The organism is Stenotrophomonas sp. AS012628 (assembly GCF_010608305.1).
GTDB classification, from domain to species: domain Bacteria; phylum Pseudomonadota; class Gammaproteobacteria; order Xanthomonadales; family Xanthomonadaceae; genus Stenotrophomonas; species Stenotrophomonas geniculata.
On record NZ_VMBJ01000068.1, the window covers coordinates 1 to 15,890 of the forward strand.

General features: G+C 66.8%; 10 protein-coding genes. 1 reads left to right on the forward strand and 9 read right to left on the reverse strand.

Annotation, left to right across the window (positions count from 1 at the left end):
• Nucleotides 1-82: 82 nt before the first annotated feature.
• The 9 genes from G5A07_RS20145 to G5A07_RS20185 all read right to left on the reverse strand — a co-directional run bounded on the left by G5A07_RS20145 (nt 83) and on the right by G5A07_RS20185 (nt 14,282).
• The gene (locus G5A07_RS20145) at nt 83-508 is read right to left on the reverse strand and encodes a DUF2752 domain-containing protein (RefSeq protein ID WP_010480999.1); all 426 of its coding nucleotides are present in this window, start codon (nt 506-508) and stop codon (nt 83-85) included.
• Between the two features lie 43 nt (nt 509-551).
• Entirely contained in the window at nt 552-830 is a 279-nt protein-coding gene (locus G5A07_RS20150) for a CD225/dispanin family protein (protein WP_010481000.1), read from the reverse strand.
• A gap of 34 nt (nt 831-864) precedes the next feature.
• Nucleotides 865-1,152: a CD225/dispanin family protein gene (locus G5A07_RS20155; protein WP_005419784.1), complete on the reverse strand. Its 288-nt coding sequence runs from the start codon at nt 1,150-1,152 to the stop codon at nt 865-867.
• A 182-nt stretch (nt 1,153-1,334) separates the two neighbouring features.
• Nucleotides 1,335-3,224: an MFS transporter gene (locus tag G5A07_RS20160; RefSeq protein ID WP_191863898.1), complete on the reverse strand. Its 1,890-nt coding sequence runs from the start codon at nt 3,222-3,224 to the stop codon at nt 1,335-1,337.
• Between the two features lie 97 nt (nt 3,225-3,321).
• Nucleotides 3,322-4,116: an SDR family oxidoreductase gene (locus G5A07_RS20165; RefSeq protein WP_191863899.1), complete on the reverse strand. Its 795-nt coding sequence runs from the start codon at nt 4,114-4,116 to the stop codon at nt 3,322-3,324.
• 142 nt (nt 4,117-4,258) lie between these two features.
• Complete coding sequence (gene yccS / locus G5A07_RS20170; RefSeq protein ID WP_191863900.1) at nt 4,259-6,436, reverse strand: YccS family putative transporter; 2,178 nt, start codon at nt 6,434-6,436, stop codon at nt 4,259-4,261.
• A 139-nt stretch (nt 6,437-6,575) separates the two neighbouring features.
• The gene (locus G5A07_RS20175; RefSeq protein ID WP_191863901.1) at nt 6,576-9,698 is read right to left on the reverse strand and encodes an efflux RND transporter permease subunit; all 3,123 of its coding nucleotides are present in this window, start codon (nt 9,696-9,698) and stop codon (nt 6,576-6,578) included.
• 31 nt (nt 9,699-9,729) lie between these two features.
• On the reverse strand, nt 9,730-12,963 hold the full coding sequence (locus G5A07_RS20180) for an efflux RND transporter permease subunit (protein ID WP_191863902.1): 3,234 nt from the start codon (nt 12,961-12,963) through the stop codon (nt 9,730-9,732).
• Nucleotides 12,964-13,037: 74 nt separating this feature from the next.
• Nucleotides 13,038-14,282, reverse strand: coding sequence for an efflux RND transporter periplasmic adaptor subunit (locus tag G5A07_RS20185; RefSeq protein ID WP_191863903.1), 1,245 nt, complete (start codon nt 14,280-14,282; stop codon nt 13,038-13,040).
• A gap of 188 nt (nt 14,283-14,470) precedes the next feature.
• Between G5A07_RS20185 and G5A07_RS20190 the strand changes: the two genes are divergently transcribed.
• Complete coding sequence (locus G5A07_RS20190; protein ID WP_191863904.1) at nt 14,471-15,790, forward strand: M20 family metallopeptidase; 1,320 nt, start codon at nt 14,471-14,473, stop codon at nt 15,788-15,790.
• Nucleotides 15,791-15,890: the final 100 nt, after the last annotated feature.

The following is a 15,890-nucleotide window of genomic DNA, read 5'->3' on the forward strand; positions in this document are numbered from 1 at the left end:
GGCCGCAAACCCATCCCGCCCGGCCAACCCCATGATCGACGAACGCCGCCCACCACGAGGGGCTGCGCCGTTGGCTGGAAACCTAGACCGGTGCCAGTGCAGTGAACGGTGCCCACGGCAGGTTGCGCAGCAGCGCATACCCGGGCAGCACCCAGAGCCAGAACACGGGATTGGCCAGTACCCGCATCAGCGGGTCGAGCGCGCGTGGGCGGATGCCGGCGATGTTCAGCAGCATCAGCAACAGGAACGGCAGGCTGATGACCAGCAGCGGGTTCATCGCCATCGCGCCGGGCAGGTCGAAGTGGACCAGGGAATACAGGCAGCGCGTGCTGCCACAACCCGGGCAGTACAGGCCGGTCAGGGCGTAGAGCGGGCAGCTCGGCAACGGATTGCCGGCGACATACGGATTGACGTTGCGCAGGACCACCGTGGCACCCACGGCCAGGCCGGCGGAAACCAGCAGCGGTGCCCAGCGGGCGAGTCGGGAACGAGCGGGAAGCGCGGACATGCAACAACGGATCCGGCGCAGGCGCCGGATCCGTCCAGGCGTATCAGTAGCTGCTGTTGCTCATCGCGCCCATGCCGCCGAGCACAACGAAGAACAGCACGTACAGCACGACCACGACGACCCAGGCGATGGCCGACCAGATGGCCCACTTCTTGGCCTTGGCAGCCGAATCCTGGGCGCCGGCGATGTCGCCAGCGGCCAGCTTGCCGTTGACCTGGGCGGCGTAGACGATCGACACGATGCCGGCCGGCAGGCAGCAGAACAGGGTGGTCAGGATCGCCCAGACCAGGTTGTTCGGGACCTGCGGAGTAGCGGTATTCATGGGTTCAAGCTCCTTGATGGGTGGTGGTGGTGAATCATTGGTCGGAAAGAGCGCCCAGTACGGCCAAGCCGCCGAACAGCCCGAACCACAACAGCAACAGGACTGGCAGGGCCACGGCCGAAGCCACCGCCCACCAGCCCGCCTTGCGCGACGCGCTGTAGGCCCCCGGCAGGTCGCCGGCCGCGCGGCGGCCATCGACCTGGGAGGCATAGACGATCGACACCACGCCCAACGGCAGGCAGCAGAACAGCGTCGTCAGGATCGCCCAGACCAGATGGTTGGGGATGTAGACCGGACGGCTGAGCGGTGGTGGTTGATTCAAAGCGAGACTCCATTCCTTGGTGGCCGGCCGTGATGTATCGACCGGACCTCCCCCCTGTGGGTGCGTAATCTACCGCAACCGACGTTGCATGTATGCGTTTACAGTCACGACATGTCGCGTACGCCACTGGACGGTGACGTATGTGGGGGAGGTCGCCGGGCCCGACTGGCGGGCCGGTACCGTCAGGCGTGATCGCCGCGCAAGGCCCGCACCTGGGCCTCCAACACCGGTGCGCTGGTGCTGTGGCCATCCACGGCCGGTGCGGCCACCACCTCGACGGTGGCACGGAAACGGCGTGGCACGCGCATCCGGCCAAGGCGGCTGTCGCGACGGCTCCACATGCTCGACCACATGCCGCGCAGCGCCATCGGCACCACCGGCACCGGCCGCCGTTCGAGGATCTTCTCGACGCCGGACTTGAACGGCGCCATCGCACCATCCTTGGTCAACGCACCTTCGGGGAAGATGCAGACCAGCTCGCCTTCGGCCAGCGCGGCGTCTATGTCATCGAACGCGCGCTGCATCAGCGCCGGGTCTTCGCGCGCGCCGGCAATCGGGATCGCCTTGGCGGTGCGGAAGATCCAGCGCATCACCGGGATGTTGAAGATCCTGTAGTACATGACGAAGCGCACCGGGCGCGGAATCGTCGCCGACAGGATCAGCGCGTCCATGTAGCTGACATGGTTGCAGACCAGCAGCGCGGCGCCTTCGTCGGGCACGTTCGCTTCGATGCCGTGCGGGCGCAGCCGGTACAGGGTGCGCACCATCAGCCAGCTGAGGAAGCGCATCAGGAATTCGGGGACGATGGTGAAGATGTAGATCGCCACCAGCGCGTTGGCGATGGCCAGCGCCAGGAACTGCTGCGGAATGGTCCAGTGCAGCAGCTTGTGCGCGGCCAGCGACAGCAGGGCCGCGCCCACGATGAAGCCGGAATTCTGGATGTTCAGCGCGGCGAACACACGCGACATCTGCGCTTTCGGCGTGCGGCTCTGGATCAGCGCGAACAGTGGCACCACGAAGATGCCGGTGAACAGGCCGATGCCGACCAGGTCGATGACGATGCGGATGCTGCCCGGCTGCTGCAGGAACGTGCCGATGGTCAGTCCGTGCACCGTTGCTTCGCCACTGCGGGCGAAGTACAGGTCGAGCAGGAACGCGGTCATGCCGAACGCACCCAGCGGCACCAGGCCGATTTCCACCGTGCGTGCCGACAGCTTCTCGCACAGCAGCGAGCCAACGCCGGTGCCGACCGAGAACAGGGCCAGTGCGAACAAATACAGTTTGGGTTCGCCGCCGAGGTTGGCCAACGCGTAGTTGGGCAGCTGCGAGGTCAGCACGGTGCCGACGAACCAGAACCAGGACACCCCGAGGATGGCGTTGCGCACCGCCTTCTGCTGCCGTGCCATGCGCAGCACAACCCGCGACTCCGGCAGGGGGTTCCAGTTGATCTTCAGGTTCGGATCGCCGGCGTCGACCTTGGGGATCAGGCGCGCGGCGATGTTGCCGCAGATGGCCAGAGCGATCACCGCTGTGGCTGCCACGATCGGACCGTGGCTGCCCGCAAGCAGGAACACCGAGCCGCCGATGATCATGCCGGACAGGATTGAGATCGAAGTACCCATCTCGACCAGGCCGTTGCCGCCGGTCAGTTCCTCGGGTTTCAGCACCGAGGGCAGTACCGAGTACTTCACCGGGCCGAACAGGGTCGACTGCATGCCGGTACAGAACAGCGCGACCAGCAGGAACGGCAGGTTCTCGGTGATGAAACCGACAGCCGCCATCGACATGATCACGATCTCCATGGTGGTGGTGATCACGATCAGCCGCGATTTTTCCAGTTTGTCGGCGATCTGCCCGGCCAGCGCCGAGAACAGGAAGTACGGCAGGATGAAGATGGCTGGCGCCAGCGTGGTGTAAAGCGAACGCTGCTCCTCCGAAACGCCCAGATAGAACAACAGGCCGATGATCGCCTGCCGGTACACGTTGTCGTTGAACGCTCCGAGCGCCTGGACGACGAAGAACGGCAGGAAACGGCGCTGGCGCAGCAGGGCGAACTGGTTGTGACCGGACATGGAGCCTCCTTGACCGGCGCAGCCTAGCATTCCTGCCTATCCGCTGTGGGTGCGGACCTGTGGGTGCGGACCGTTGGTCCGCACACTTTGAAAGATCTCAGACGATATCGTCGACCACGCCGCCATCCACGCGCAGTGCCGCACCGGAGGTGGCGGAGGCCTGCGGCGAGGCCAGGTACACCACCATGTTGGCCACTTCCTCGACCGTGGCGGTGCGCTGGATCACCGAAGACGGCCGGTGTGCCATCACGAACTCGCGGCCGATCTGCTCCAGTGGCTTGCCACTGCGCTGGCGTTCATCTTCGAACATCGCCGCGAAGCCGTCGGACAGGGTCGGGCCGGGCAGCACCGCGTTGACGGTGACGCCACTGCCGGCCACGCGCTTGGCCAGGCCGCGCGACAGCGACAGCTGCGCGGTCTTGCTGACCCCGTAATGGATCATGTCGACCGGAATGTTGCGTGCCGATTCGGAGGAGATGAACAACACGCGGCCCCAACCGGCTGCCACCATCACCGGCAGCAACGCACGCGACAGGCGCACGCCGGACATCACGTTGGTCTGCCAGTAGCGCTCCCAGGTGGCGTCTTCGGTCTCGAAGAAGTCCTCGGGGCCGAAAATGCCGGCGTTGTTGACCAGGATGTCGACCTTGGGCAGTCCCGCCAGCAGCGTGTCGACGCCGGCGGCATCGGAGAGGTCGGCGGCGAGGCCGATCACCTCGGCACCCGGAACGGCGGCGAGCAGGCGCTGGCGGGCGCGTTCGACGCTGTCGGTGCTGCGGCCATTGAGAATGACCCGCGCACCCGCTGCGGCAAGACCCTGGGCGATCGCCAGGCCGATGCCGGCGGTGGAAGCGGTGACCAGCGCGGTACGGCCACTGAGTTCGATTTTCATGACGATGATCCGGAGCGGGGGATTGCCCAGTATCCGCGTGGCGGCGTGATCGAACTGCAGCGCCAGGCGCAACGCGCCGTTGCACACGGCGCAGTAGATCCACGCCGTGCGTGGATGAAATGCCTGATTCAGCGGCGAGGGATCAGGTCAGGCTGGTCACCGCCTCATTCGCTGCCGCCCGCACCTTCGGCAGCATCCGCAGCACCAGCGCCATCTGCGTGCGGATCAGCTGCAGCTTCGGCGGCATCGCCTCATCGATCTGCTCCAGCTCGGCGGCCACCGCGCGGTCGGCGTCATTGTCGTCCTCGCTGACCGGCTGCCGTGCGGCCAGGGCCGAGGACAGCTGCTGCAGCGCCTTTCGCACGCGCTCACCGGCGGCCAGCGCCAGCGGATCACCGGCGTAGCTGTCCACCTGGTCGCGGTGCGCACCCAGCGCCGAGAGATGGCCGAGCAGCATGTTGGACAACGCCAGGAAATGGAAACCGGCATCGAGGTTGCGGCGCACGTGGCCCGGCTCGCGCAGCATGTTCGACAGCGCGGTGGACAGCGCGGCATCGGCGTTGTGCATGTCGCGGCGGGCGATGCGGTAGGCCAGGTCATCGCGCATGCCGCTGCGGTACTGGCCCAGTACCGAATCCAGGTAGCGTGCGGCGGTGTCCAGCACGCGCGCCAGCACGAGGTGCAGCTGGCGGCCCTGCCAGTCGGGCAGGATCAGGAACGCAGCCGCGGCGGCGATTGCGCAGCCCAGCAGCGTATCGACCATGCGCGGCACGATCAGCACGAAGCCATCGCCGATCAGGTTGAAGCAGGTCAGGGCCATCACCGTGATCGCCGCCGATGCCACCAGGTAGCGGTCGGTGCGGGTGAAGAAGAACAACAGCGCCGACAGCAGCGCGATCAGCAGCTGCACGTGCAGCTGCGGGAACAGCTGCAGCAGCGCCCAGGTCAGTACCAGGCCGGCCACGGTGCCGACGATGCGTTGCGCCAGGCGCTGGCGGGTGGCACCGAAGTTGGGGCGGCAAACGAACACGATGGTCAGCAGCACCCATGAGCCGTTCTGGGCATTGAACAGGCGGATTGCCGCGAAACCGACGATCAGCGCCAATGCCATGCGCAGGCCGTGGCGGAACAGGACCGAGCCGGGCGTGAGCTGCTGGCGCACGCGCACGCCCATCTCGCGCAGGGTGTGCGGGTTGCTGTCGCGCAGGCGCGTATCGACGTTGTCCAGGCTGGCCTCGGAACGCTCCGCATCCAGCAGGCGGCGCTCGATGCTGCGCAGGTTGTGCACCAGCAGGTCGAGCGAGCCGAGCAGTCGCTGCCACTGCGGCCGCTGCTGGTCGCGCAGGTAGGCCAGCGCATCGGCCAGATCGCGTCCGGCCTGCTGGTTGCTTTCGCCATACACGAACGGACGGCGCAGGCGGATCGCCTCGCCCAGCCGCGCGCAGGCCTGGCCCTGCAGGTCGAGCAGGCGCTGGCAGCGGTACAGCACATCGCTATGGAAGAAAGCATCGACCAGCGCACCGTACGGGTAGTGCGAGGAGCTGGCGCGCTCGTGGAAATCCTGTGCCATGTAATAGAGGCGCAGGTACAGGCCGGAGTTCACGCCTGGCCGCCCGGAACGGCCGAAGCGGGCCAGGATCGCGGTCTTGGCCTCGTTCAACGCACCGACCACGCGCCGGTTCTGCTCGGCCAGGTCGAGCTGGCGACGTTGCAGGTCAGCCTCGCGCACCGGCTCGAACAGTGTTGCCTTCAACTGCAGGTAGCGGCCCAGTTCAACGTACAGGCGCGCCACGCGTTCGCGGACCGGGCGGTTGGCGAACAGCGCGGTCCACAGGATCGACAGCAGGCCGTACCAGACCGCACCGGCCAGCAGGTGGCTGACCGCTTCCAGCGCGCTGTGCAGGTCGCTGGCGCCATGCTGCTCCAGCCCGATCATGGTGTAGATCGCCAGCGTTACCGTGGCCTGGGCGATCGACGCGTAGCGTTCGCCGAGCGCACCCAGCAGGGTCAGCCCGAACGTGGACAGCGCCAGCGCACCGATGAAGATCCATGGCCAGGGGAACAGCCAGATCACCGAGGCGGCGGCGAGGCAGAAGCACAGCAGCGACAGCAGTACCGCCTTGGTACGCCCCCACCAGTTGTCATCGGTCTCGGCGATGGCGCTGGCGATGATGCCGAGGAACACGCCGGGCAGGGCGGTGAGCGCATCCAGTTGCCAGCACACGGCAAGCGCTGCGGTCAGGGCGATGAACACGCGCAGGCCGTAGCTGGCCTTTTCGTGGGCCCACAGGCGGCTGAGGCGGGATTGGCGGGCGGACATGCAGGCTCGGTGGAAGGATCGAGCTTCATTATTGCGGGGTGCGCGTGAAATATGGAGTGCGGACCGACGGTCCGCACCCGCCGGGCATGGCCCGGCGCTACCGTTTCAGTCGATCCGCGCCATGCGCGGATGGGCCCTTCTACGCCCGCTGTGCGCGCTTGAGCAGCTTCGCTTCGCGCCTGCGTGCGCGACGTGCCCGCCAGCGCTCGGCCAGGCAGGAGAAGATCACGTACAGCGCCGGGGTGCTGAGCAGGGTCAGGCTCTGCGAGAACAGCAGGCCGCCGATCATCGCGATACCCAGCGGACGACGCAGCTCGGACCCTTCGCCCAGGCCGATCGCCAGCGGAACCGCCGCCAGGATCGCCACCATCGTGGTCATCATGATCGGACGGAAGCGTACGATGCTGGCCTCGCGTGCCGCCTCGCGCGGTGCCAGTCCATGCTCGCGCTGCGCCACCAGCGCGAAGTCGATCATCATGATCGCGTTCTTCTTGACGATGCCGATCAACAGCACCAGCGCGATCATCGAGATCACCGACAGCTCGGTGTTGGTGCCGAACAACGCCAGCAGCGCACCCACGCCCGCCGCCGGCAGCGTGGACAGGATGGTGACCGGATGGATCAGGCTCTCGTAGAGCATGCCCAGCACCAGGTACACGGTCAGGATCGCGGCAAACACCAGGATCAGCATGTCGCTGGGATCGGAGTTGAACCCGAACCCCGCATCATCGGCCAGGCGGATGTCGCCGGGCATGCGCATGCCGGCCACGGTGGCGTCGATGATCGCCTTGGCTTCGCCCATGCTCACGTTCGGCGCCAGGTTGTAGCTGAGGTCCATCGTCGTGTACTGGTTTTCATGGGTGATCTGCGAAGGCGCCAGCCCCGGCACCTGCTTGGCCACCGCAGTGAGCGGCACCATGTCGCCGTTGCGCGCACGCACATGCACCTCGTCGAGCGCCGCCGGCGTAGCGGTCTGCGAGGGCAGGGCGTTGACCACCACGCTGTACTGGTTGATGTCCGAATAGATGGTCGAGATCTGGCGCTGGCCGAACGCGCCGTACAGGGCGCCGTCGATGGCGCCGACCGAAACACCCAGGCGGGCTGCCTTGGCACGGTCGATCTCGATGTTCTGGCGCAGGCCGGCATTGTCCACGTCGGTGCCGACGTCGCGCAGCTTCGGGTTCTTCTTCAGCTCCGCCTGCAGCTTGGGCAGCCATTCCTGCAGTGACGCCAGGTCATTGCCCTGCAGCGAGATGCGGTACTGCGCGCCTTGGCTGGAGCCACCGCCATCGTTGCTGGGCAGATCCTGGATCGCGCGCAGGCGCAGCTGCAGGTCGGGGTAGCGGTCGGCCTTCGCACTCAGTCGCGCCAGGGCATGCGCGGTGGTTTCGCGGCGGCCTTCCTTGCGCGACTTCAGCTCGACGTTGAACTGTGCGCTGGAGCCCTGGCGGCCGCTGCCCAGGCGCACGCCCACTGTCTTCACCGCCGGGTCGGCCATCAGCATGTCGGTGATGCGGCGCTGGCGGCTGACCATGTCCTCGAAGGAGACCGTAGCGCTGGAGTTGGCGCGGCCCCAGATCAGGCCGGTGTCCTGCGGCGGGAACGCGCCCTTCTTCACTGCACCGAACAGGAAGATGGTTGCACCGATCAGCAGCAGCGGTGTCAGCGACAGCAGCAGCGCGTGGCGCAGCGAGAAGTCCAGGAACACGGTGTAGATGCGCAGCATGCGCTCGTGGCCGGCATCCAGCCAGCGGCCGAAGCGTGACGGCGGCGCCGTGTGGTCGTGGGCGCTGAGGAAGCGGCTGCACAGCGCCGGGGTCAGCGTCAGCGAGACGATCATCGAGACCACGATCGCTGCCACCAGGGTGACGGTGAACTCGCGGAAGAACGCGCCCATCATGCCGCTGGCGAACAGCAGCGGGATGAACACCGCCACCAGCGAGGCGGTGATCGAGACGATGGTGAAGCCGATCTCGCGGGCACCGGTCAGTGCCGCCTGCATCCGCGGCATGCCCTCGTCGAGGTGACGCATGATGTTCTCGATCACCACGATCGCATCGTCGACCACGAAGCCGATCGCGATCACCAGCGCCAGCAGGCTCAGGTTGTTCAGGGTGAAGCCCATCACGTACATCACCAGCGCGGCACCGGCCAGCGACAGCGGCACGGTTACGGCGGCGATCAGCGTCGGCGCCAGCCGGCGCAGGAACAGCGCCATGGTCAGCACCACCATCGCCAGGCTGATCAGCAGGGTGATCTGCACCTCATGCAGCGACGAGCGGATGGTCGGCGTACGGTCGAAGTACGGCGTCATCGTGGTGCCGGGCTGCAGGTAGTCGCGCAGCGCGGGAATCTGCGCCTTCACCCGGTCCACGGTTTCCACGATGTTGGCGCCGGCGCGGGTGAACACGTACATCACCACCGCCGGCTTGTGGTCGAACCACGCGGCCTGGTAGGCATCCTGCTGGCCGTCGTAGACGTTGGCGATGTCCTTCAGGCGGATCACCCGGCCATCGCCCTGGGTCTTGACCACCAGGTCGGCGAAGTCGGCCGCACGCGCGACCGAATCGTTGGCGATGATCGCGGTGGTGGTATTGCCATCGCTGAGGAAGCCGGTGGGCGAGGTGACATTGGCTGCGCGTACGGCGTTGCGCAGATCATCGGCAGTCAGGCCGAGGGCGTTCATCAGGCGCAGGTTGACGTCCACGCGTACCGCCGGCGTCGAGGCACCGGCGATGTCGACCGAGGCAACGCCGCTGATCTGGCGGATGCGCTGCGCCAGCAGCGAGTCGGCGACGTTGTACAGCTCATCGGCCGACTGCGTCTGCGAGGTCAGCGCGATGGCGATGACCGGGTCGTCGTTCGGGTTCGCCTTCTGGTACATCGGCGAGCCCATGCCCGAAGGCAGGTCGGCCTGTGCCGAGTTGATCGCGGTCTGCACGTCCAGCGCGGCCGAATCGATGTTGTGGCCGCTCTGGAAGATCATGAACACCAGCGAGCTGCCTTCCGAACTCGACGAGCGCATGCGGTCGATGCCCGGCAGCTGGCCGAGGTGGCGTTCCAGCGGCGCGGTGACCGTGGAGGCCATGGTTGCCGCATCGGCACCGGATTGGCTGGCGTGCACGAAGATCACCGGGATCTCGATGTTCGGCAGTGCCGACACGCCCAGGCGCAGGTAGCAGATCAGGCCGACCATGAACAGGCCGATGGCCAGCAGTGCGGTGCCGATCGGGCGGCGGATGAAGGGGCCGGACAGGTTCATCGTGCGGCCCCTCGCAGCAGCGGGGCGTGGATCATGCCTGCGGCTCCTGCAGCGAACCGTTGCGCAGCGCGCGCTGTTCGCGGCGGCGGGCCAGCCATTCGGAGAATCGCTCCATGTACAGGTAGATCACCGGCGTGGTGTACAGCGTGACCAGCTGCGACAACAGCAGGCCGCCGACGATGGCGATGCCGAGCGGGCGGCGCAGTTCCGAGCCGATGCCGGTGCCCAGCGCCAGCGGCAGCGCGCCGAGCATGGCCGCAGCAGTGGTCATCATGATCGGGCGGAAGCGCAGCAGGCAGGCACGGCGGATCGCTTCATGCGCGTTGGCACCGGCGCGGCGGGCCTCGATCGCGAAGTCCACCATCATGATGCCGTTCTTCTTGACGATGCCGATCAGCAGCACGATGCCGACGATGCCATCCACCGACAGGCTCAGCCCGCACAACATCAGCGCCAGCAGCGCGCCGACACCGGCCGGCGGCAGCGTGGAGATGATCGTGATCGGGTGGATGTAGCTCTCGTAGAGCACACCCAGCACGATGTAGATCACCACCAGCGAGGCCAGCAGCAGCCACACCACATCGGTCTGGCTGCCGGTGAATTCGGCGGCCTTGCCGATGAATTCGGCATGCAGGTGTGCCGGCATGTCCAGGCTGTCCTTGGTCTCCTGGATCGCACGCACGGCGTCGGACAGCGAATAGCCCGGCGCCACGTTGAACGAGACCGTCACCGCCGGCAGCTGCTGCTGGTGGCTGACCACCAGCGGCGCACTGCTGACCTTGCCTTCGGCCAGTGCCGACAGCGGAATGATGCTGCCGGCGCCGACGGTGATGCCGGTGTTCTGCGCGCCGATGCCGGTAGCCGTCGATGAATTCGACGAGGTCACCTGGCCGAAGCTGGTGGCATTGGTGCCAGTCAGCGCACCGGCACCATTGGAGGCAACGGCCAGCTGTTCCATCAGCGCGGTGCTGGTGCGGAACTCCGGTGCCACTTCCAGCACCACGCGGTACTGGTTGAGCTCGGTGAAGATGGTCGAGATCTGGCGCTGGCCGAACGCATCGTAGAGCGTGTCGTCGATGGTCTGCATCGGCACGCCCAGCACACTGGCCTTGTCGCGGTCGATGTTCAGCTCCAGCGCGCGGCCCTGGTTGGACAGGTTGTTGTCGACGTCAGCCAGCTCCGGGCGCTTGCGCAGCGCTTCGGTCAGGCGCGTGGCCTGGGTCGCCACCGTGGCCGAATCCACGTCCGACAGCGAGTACTGGTACTCGGTGGCGGCCACGCGGGTATCCAGGGTCACGTCCTGCACCGGCTTCAGGTACAGCGCCACGCCCGGAATGCCGGCCACCGCCTTCTGCAGGCGCGGCAGGATCTCGTCGAGGCCATCGCGCTGGCTGCGTTCCTTCAGCACGATCGACAGCTGGCCCTGGTTGAGCGTGGGGTTCATGCTGCCGGCACCGATGAAGGCCGACACGCCGGTCACGTCCGGATCATGGCGCAGCGCCTCGGCCACCTGCTTGGTGCGCTGCTCCATCTGCGGGAAGGCGATGTTCTGGTCGGCCTGCACCACGCCGGTGATCAGGCCGGTGTCCTGTTCGGGCAGCAGACCCTTGGGAATCAGCACGTACAGCAGCACGGTCAGCACCAGCGCACCGCCCGCCACGGCCAGGGTCAGGCGCTGGTGGCCCAGCACCCAGTCCAGGCTGCGCTCGTACAGGCCGACGGTGCGCGTCCACAGGTTCTGCGTGCCGGCCGCCGCCGCACGCTCATGCGCGTCCTCGCCCTCGGGCAAGGCGTCGGGCTTGAGCAGGTAGGCGCACATCATCGGGGTCAGCGTCAGCGAGATCAGCATCGACAGCACCACGGCGATGCTCAGCACCCACGCGAACTCGTGGAACAGGCGGCCGGTGACGCCGGGCATCAGCAGCAGCGGCAGGAATACCGCCACCAGTGACACGGTCAGCGACAGCACGGTGAAGCCGATCTGGCGCGCACCGATCTCGGCCGCTTCCTTGCCACTCTTGCCTTGCTCGATGTAACGCACGATGTTCTCGATCATCACGATCGCATCGTCGACCACGAAGCCGGTGGCCACCACCAGCGCCATCAGCGAGAGGTTGTCCAGCGACATGCCGGTGAAGGCCATCACCGCGAAAGTGCCCGCCAATGACAGTGGCACTGCCACCGAGGGAATGATCGTGGCCCACAGTCGGCGCAGGAACACGAAGATCACTGCGACCACCAGGCCGATGGTCAGGATCAGGGTGAACTGCACTTCATGCACCGAGGCGCGGATGGTCTCGGTACGGTCGTTGAAGATCTCCAGGTGCACGTCGGCTGGCAGCACGCCCTGCAACTGCGGCAGGATCGCGCGGATGCGCTCGACGGTCTGCACGATGTTGGCGCCGGGCTGGCGCCGCACTTCCAGCAGCACCGCCGGCTTGCCATCGGCCCAGGCGGCCAGCTGGTCGTTCTCCACGCCATCGACCACTTCGGCCACGTCGGACAAACGCACCGGACGGCCGTTCTTGTAGCTGATGATGGTGTCGCGGTACTCGGCGGCACTGGTGAGCTGGTCGTTGGTACCGATGCTGTAGGACTGGGTCTTGCCGTTCAGTGAACCCTTCGGTGCATTGACGTTGGCCTGGGTAAGCGCGCTGCGCAGCTCTTCCAGGGTCAGGCCCATGTTCGACAGCTGCGCCGGATTGACCTGGATGCGCACGGCTGGGCGCACGTTGCCGGCGATCGAGACCAGGCCGACGCCCTGCACCTGCGACAGGCGCTGGGCCAGGATCGAGTCGGCGTAGTTGTTGACGTCGCGCAGCGGGCGCGTGTCAGAGGTCAGTTTCAGGGTGACGATGGCTGCGTCGGCTGGATTCACCCGGTTGTAGACCGGCTGGTAGGGCAGCGACGAGGGCAGGGTGGCCTGGCGGATCGCCGCCTGCACGTCCTGCGCGGCGATGTCGATGTCGCGGTCCATCGAGAACTGCAGGATGATCGTCGACAGGCCCGCCGACGAATCCGAGGTCATCAACTCCAGCCCGGAAATCTGCCCGAACTGGCGCTCCAGCGGGGTGGTGACCAGCGAAGCCATGGTGGTGGCATTGGCACCGGGGTACTGGGTGGTGACCACCAGGCTGGGTGCATCGATTTCCGGCAGCGCCGACACCGGCAGCTTGCGGTAGCCCAGGATGCCGAGCAGCAACAGGCCCGCCATCAACAGCGAGGTGGCGATCGGGCGGCGGATGAAGATCGTCGAAAAGCCCACGGACTGATCCTTGCTGGCACTTCAATGTCGGCGCCGGCAGGTGTGCCGGCGCGAGGGAGAACTGTGGCCTGCGCTCAGCGCGGGCCACCACCGCGACGGCCACTGCCGCCACCGTTCTTCTGCTCGGCCGCCTTCAGTTCGGCCTCGGTCGGTGCGACCGGGGTCTCGCCCGGCTTCAGCGCGGTGACCTTGCTGCCCGGCTTCAGGCGGAACTGGCCTTCGCTGACCACGCGCTCGCCGCCCTTCAGGCCTTCGGCGATCTGCACCTGGCTGTCGCCTACTTCCACTCCGCTGCGCACGGTCTGCATCTTCACCGTGTTGTCGCCCTGCACCACATAGACGTACTCGCCATCCGGCCCGCGCAGCACCGCCTGGGTCGGAATGACCACGCCGCCGGCAATCGTGCGCAGCTGCATGCGCACGTTGACGAACTGGCCCGGCCACAGGCCGTTGTCGGTGTTGTCGAAGATCGCGCGTGCCTTGAACGTGCCGCTGTCGGCACTGATCAGGTTGTCGACCACGTCCAGCTTGCCGTCACCGGACAGCACGTGCGAATCGGCGCGGTCCAGCGCTGCCACCGGCACCGCACCGGCGGCCTGCGCCTGGCGCACATCGCCGAGCTGGCGCTCGGGCAGGTTGAACAGCACGTGGATCGGATGGATCTGGGTCAGCGTGACCAGCGCGGTGCCGGCGTTGACCACGTTGCCGGCGTCGACCGCGCGGATGCCGGCGATGCCGGTGATCGGCGCGGTGACCTTGGTGTACTGCAGCTGTACCTGCGCCGAGCGCATGCTGGCCTCGTTCGCCGCGACTGCGCTTTCGTACTGTGCCACTTGGTTTCGCTGTGTATCCAGATCGGTCTTGGCGACGAACTGGCGATACTCCGGCGCGTTCGAGCGCTGGTAGTTGGAGCGCGCGGTGGCCAGCAGCGCCTCGTTCTGGCGCTTGGATGCCACCGCCTGGTCATAGCTGGCCTGGGCGGTGCGCGGGTCGATCACCGCCAGCACATCGCCCTTCTTCACTTCCTGGCCTTCGCGGAAGTTCAGGCTCATCAGCTGTCCGCCCACCTGCGGGCTGACGGTGACGGTGTTCATTGCCGTCACCGTGCCCAGCGCGCTGGCAAAGACCGGCACGTCCTGACGTGCCGCATCCACCACGGTTACCGGTACCGGGCCGGCATCCGGGTCTTCACCGCCCTGGCGCGCAGCTGCTGCCGCGCCACCGGCCTTGTCCTTGCCCCCGCCGAGTACGCGCAGGCCGACCACGGCCAGCACCAGTACCGCCACGACCAGCAGCACGATCTTCCAAACACGTGACATTCAAGGACTCCAAGAGGACTGGACGGGGCGCGGCCCCGGTTGGCAATGCGCAAAGCATACCTGCGCCACATCACGTTTCCTGCATGACGGATGGGACGGGCGCTATGACCGGATCTGGCCGCGGAGGTTCCCGTGGCGGCGGCGTTGCCCTACATTCAGCTGGAACCCCCTTTGCCGTGGAGATTGCGATGCGCCGTTCGCTGCTGCTGTCCGCCCTGCTGCTGGCCCTGCCGGTCCTTGCCCATGCCCAGGACGGGCAACGCCCCGAAGTGACCGCCGCCGCCCAGCGCCTGCAGGCCAAGGTGGTCGAATGGCGCCGTGACTTCCACCAGCACCCGGAGTTGTCCAACCGCGAGGTGCGAACCTCGGCCGAGGTCGCCAAGCGCCTGCGTGCGATGGGCCTGAAGCCGAAGACCGGCATCGCCCACCACGGCGTGGTGGCGATCATCGAAGGCGGCAAGCCGGGCCCGAAGATCGCCCTGCGCGCGGACATGGACGCGCTGCCGGTGACCGAACAGACCGGCCTGCCGTTCGCCTCCAAGGCCACCGACCAGTACCGCGGGCAGACCGTGGGCGTGATGCATGCCTGCGGCCATGACGCGCACACCGCCACCCTGCTGGGCGTGGCCGAAGCATTGGTGGCGATGAAGAAGGACCTGCCGGGCCAGGTGATGCTGATCTTCCAGCCGGCCGAGGAAGGTGCACCGCCGCCGGAAGAGGGCGGTGCCGCACTGATGCTGAAGGAAGGCCTGTTCGCCGACTTCAAGCCGGAGGCGGTATTCGGCCTCCACGTGTTCTCCAGTGTGCAGGCCGGGCAGATCGCCGTGCGCGGTGGCCCGCTGATGGCAGCGTCGGACCGCTTCGGGATCAAGGTGATCGGTCGCCAGACGCATGGCTCGGCCCCCTGGAACGGCATTGACCCGATCGTCGCCACCGCCGATCTGGTCGGTACCGCGCAGACCATCGTCAGCCGCCGCGCCAACCTGTCCAAGCAACCGGCGGTGCTGACCTTCGGCGCGATCAACGGCGGCATCCGCTACAACATCATTCCCGATGAAGTGGAGATGGTTGGCACCATCCGCACCTTCGACGAAGGCATGCGCCAGCAGATCTTTGCCGACCTGCGCAACGTGGCCGAGCACACCGCCGCCGCGCATGGCGCCAAGGCGGTGACCGAGATCTACGAGGCCGATGGCAACCCGGCCACGGTGAACGACCCGGCACTGACCACGAAGATGCTGCCGAGCCTGCAGGCGGTGGTGGGCAAGGACAACGTGTACGAGCCGCCGCTGCAGATGGGTGCGGAGGATTTCTCGCTGTACGCGAAGGAAGTGCCGGGCATGTTCTTCTTCGTGGGTTCGACCAGCGTGGGCATCGACCCGGCGACGGCACCGGCGAATCATTCGCCGAAGTTCCTGCTGGATGAGAAGGCGCTGGATGTGGGATTGCGCGCGTTGCTGCAGGTGAGCCTGGATTACCTGCACGGTACCGGCACTCCGGCGGGGTGAGGGTTTCCGGCAGGGCTTGCAGCCCTGCACCCGCTCAAATCAACGTCAACGTCAAAAGCGTGCATTCCGTGGGATGGCGGGGTGGGTCCGGTTGAGGGGG

Coding starts and splice junctions, on each gene's coding strand:
- G5A07_RS20145 (WP_010480999.1), bottom strand. CDS start 508: ATGTCCGCGCTTCCCGCTCGTTCCCGACTCGCCCGCTGGGCACCGCTG.
- G5A07_RS20150 (WP_010481000.1), bottom strand. CDS start 830: ATGAATACCGCTACTCCGCAGGTCCCGAACAACCTGGTCTGGGCGATC.
- G5A07_RS20160 (WP_191863898.1), bottom strand. CDS start 3,224: ATGTCCGGTCACAACCAGTTCGCCCTGCTGCGCCAGCGCCGTTTCCTG.
- G5A07_RS20165 (WP_191863899.1), bottom strand. CDS start 4,116: ATGAAAATCGAACTCAGTGGCCGTACCGCGCTGGTCACCGCTTCCACC.
- yccS (WP_191863900.1), bottom strand. CDS start 6,436: ATGTCCGCCCGCCAATCCCGCCTCAGCCGCCTGTGGGCCCACGAAAAG.
- G5A07_RS20175 (WP_191863901.1), bottom strand. CDS start 9,698: ATGAACCTGTCCGGCCCCTTCATCCGCCGCCCGATCGGCACCGCACTG.
- G5A07_RS20185 (WP_191863903.1), bottom strand. CDS start 14,282: ATGTCACGTGTTTGGAAGATCGTGCTGCTGGTCGTGGCGGTACTGGTG.
- G5A07_RS20190 (WP_191863904.1), top strand. CDS start 14,471: ATGCGCCGTTCGCTGCTGCTGTCCGCCCTGCTGCTGGCCCTGCCGGTC.